The sequence below is a fragment of the Parabacteroides massiliensis genome, assembly GCF_900155425.1.
GTDB classification, from domain to species: domain Bacteria; phylum Bacteroidota; class Bacteroidia; order Bacteroidales; family Tannerellaceae; genus Parabacteroides; species Parabacteroides massiliensis.
Window position 1 is genome coordinate 1 of sequence record NZ_LT700203.1, and the last position, 2,170, is coordinate 2,170.

Sequence of the window (2,170 nt, forward strand, 5' to 3'; positions counted from 1 at the left end):
ATATGTTCGCTTACGACGGTGATTTGCCGGTCGGCGGGGAAAAGGTACTCAACCATTCCGGATTGTGGAACGGGACGGGTGACTTCAAGCTGTCGTTCACGGGTGTCATCCAAGTGTCCCTGTTGGTATTCTCGACAGACCGGACGGATGCCCTGGCGTACAAGTACGCGACTTTCTTTGACCAGTCGGACAAGATGATCCGGATTGCGGCGGCGAATTTCGACAAGGACGGCAACGTGCTGGAGCGATCCTCGATCATCACGACCGCAAAATACAACAGACTCATATCCGAGCGTTTCAACGATGACGGGTCGCTGAAGAACAGGTCCGGCCTGGTGACGACCGCCGATTTTTCCAGGCTGTTCGCCGAGGGTGTCACGAGTAGCGGCCTTGTCAAGAGTGCGGACCTGAAGGTCTATGTCAAGCATGACGAGTTCGGCAAGCTCGTTTCCGGTGTGACCATCACGGCCGACCAGATCGAACTGGAGGGGCTTGTGACGGCGAACGGCTATTTCAAGGTATTTACGGACGGCAGCATCGCTGCGAGGAACGCAGACATTAGCGGGACCATCACGGCCGACAGCGGCAAGATAGGCGGCTTCACCATCGAGTCCGGCCGTTTGCATTGGAAGAGCCGCGATTATTTCGGAGGCGACTCGAGGAGCCTGAAACTGGGTGTATCCCAGACCTCGACGGAGGGGGTCGTGGACGTTGCCTTCAACGCCGCGACGGAAGGGCGGTTCGGCGTGAAGGCGGTGGGCTCCAACATGGGCGGCGCCGCCATATACGCCTCCACCGGCACGCTTACCTATCCCGGAAGCGGCATGACATATGCGGGCTTTTTCGTGGGCCCGACAAGTGTCAGGGGGGAGCTGGACAGTGATTATTGTGCGTCGGCAGGATTCCGGTATATAACCGGCCGGAACGCAAACGGCACTTACACTTACAACGCCGGTGTCAACTGGGGCGGCGGCATGTCGGAAAACCCCGACCTTGACAAGATACGCTTGATCGTGAGGGGTGGCATTATCGTGGGATACAACAAGGAATGAACATTTAAAACCAGGAGATATGAAAGTTGACTTAAACAGGAGATTCAAGGACTTCAACGGGAACGAGCTCGGCGGTGACACCATCGCCACAGCCGTTGCGGAAGCCCTGTTCAATTACGGCAAGGAGAAGCCCGTGGGCCGGGACGAGAAGTTCAAAGCTTACGTCCTTTGCCAGCGTATCATTCAGAACGGGGGCGTATTGGAGATCACCACCGAGGAAGGCACGCTCATCAAGGAGGTGTGCGGCGAATGCCTGACGGCCGGTGGTTACGGACAAGTGTATAAATTAATAGAGGGAGGGGAATGAGATGGCGTTGACAGAATCGGATATCAACCAGGTACTGGAGGCGATTAAGGCGGAATCGAAGAGCGTCGAGTCGCTCGAGACGGTCGGTTCGTTGAGCGGCGTGAGCTCCCTTCCCGCCCAGAAAGGGGACAAACTGGTGAGCGTCCCCATCTCCTTGCTCAGTAAACCGGCCGATGACGCGGCGGCGAGGGCGAACAAGGCCGCCGAGGCGGTCGAGGGGATCGCCGTCGACATGAACGAGGCGGTCGGCAAGGCGGAGGAAGCCACCAAAAAAATGTTGGAGGCGGTCCAGACCGCCGATGAGTCCGCCAAGGTCGCGCGAGATGCCGCGCAGGAGGCGAGGGATGCGATAGCCGGCGGTTACAAACATATACCGATGAGCGAGGAGGACTTCGAGGCGCTCCCTGAGAAAGACGACATGGGTATCTACCTGATTTACGAGGAGGAATAGCCATGATCCATGCGGGTGATAAGGAAATAACGGCCGTTTATGCCGGCAAGCGGGCGGTCACTGCAATCTACGTCGGCGCGAGACTTGTCTGGCAGTCGATAAGGAGCTGCTTTGGCGCGGGCTATTGGCGTGGTGACAAACCCTGGAGCCGTACGGACGGATGGAAACGGATAAAATGACATTTAAAGAATAACGATATGGCGAAGAAAGTGTATGATACGGACGGTCTTGACATGCAGAAGACCGATTGGTCCGGTGACGAATCCACGGGTAATCTTCCGGTGAGCGGCCGGTTGGTGGAGAACTATATCAAAAGTATTGATGACAAGGCCACCCCTACGGAGGAGCTGGTCGCCGGTG

General features: G+C 57.1%; 3 protein-coding genes and 1 pseudogene. 3 read left to right on the forward strand and 1 reads right to left on the reverse strand.

Features of this window, described 5'->3' with window-relative positions; all coding sequences use genetic code 11:
- The 3 genes and pseudogenes from BQ9893_RS20910 to BQ9893_RS20920 form a co-directional block, all read left to right on the forward strand.
- Positions 1-1,052: pseudogene (locus BQ9893_RS20910) on the forward strand (hypothetical protein); the annotation flags it as partial.
- A gap of 19 nt (positions 1,053-1,071) precedes the next feature.
- Positions 1,072-1,359 carry a hypothetical protein gene (locus BQ9893_RS20915; protein WP_075967833.1) on the forward strand — a complete coding sequence of 96 codons (288 nt, stop codon included), beginning with the start codon at positions 1,072-1,074 and terminating at the stop codon, positions 1,357-1,359.
- 1 nt (position 1,360) lies between these two features.
- Entirely contained in the window at positions 1,361-1,810 is a 450-nt protein-coding gene (locus tag BQ9893_RS20920; RefSeq protein ID WP_075967834.1) for a hypothetical protein, read from the forward strand.
- Here BQ9893_RS20920 and BQ9893_RS21930 read toward each other — a convergent pair.
- Positions 1,795-1,992, reverse strand: a complete 198-nt coding sequence (locus tag BQ9893_RS21930; protein WP_208610837.1) for a hypothetical protein — start codon at positions 1,990-1,992, stop codon at positions 1,795-1,797. The genes BQ9893_RS20920 and BQ9893_RS21930 overlap by 16 nt on opposite strands.
- Positions 1,993-2,170: the final 178 nt, after the last annotated feature.

Coding starts and splice junctions, on each gene's coding strand:
- BQ9893_RS21930 (WP_208610837.1), bottom strand. CDS start 1,992: ATGTCATTTTATCCGTTTCCATCCGTCCGTACGGCTCCAGGGTTTGTC.
- BQ9893_RS20915 (WP_075967833.1), top strand. CDS start 1,072: ATGAAAGTTGACTTAAACAGGAGATTCAAGGACTTCAACGGGAACGAG.
- BQ9893_RS20920 (WP_075967834.1), top strand. CDS start 1,361: ATGGCGTTGACAGAATCGGATATCAACCAGGTACTGGAGGCGATTAAG.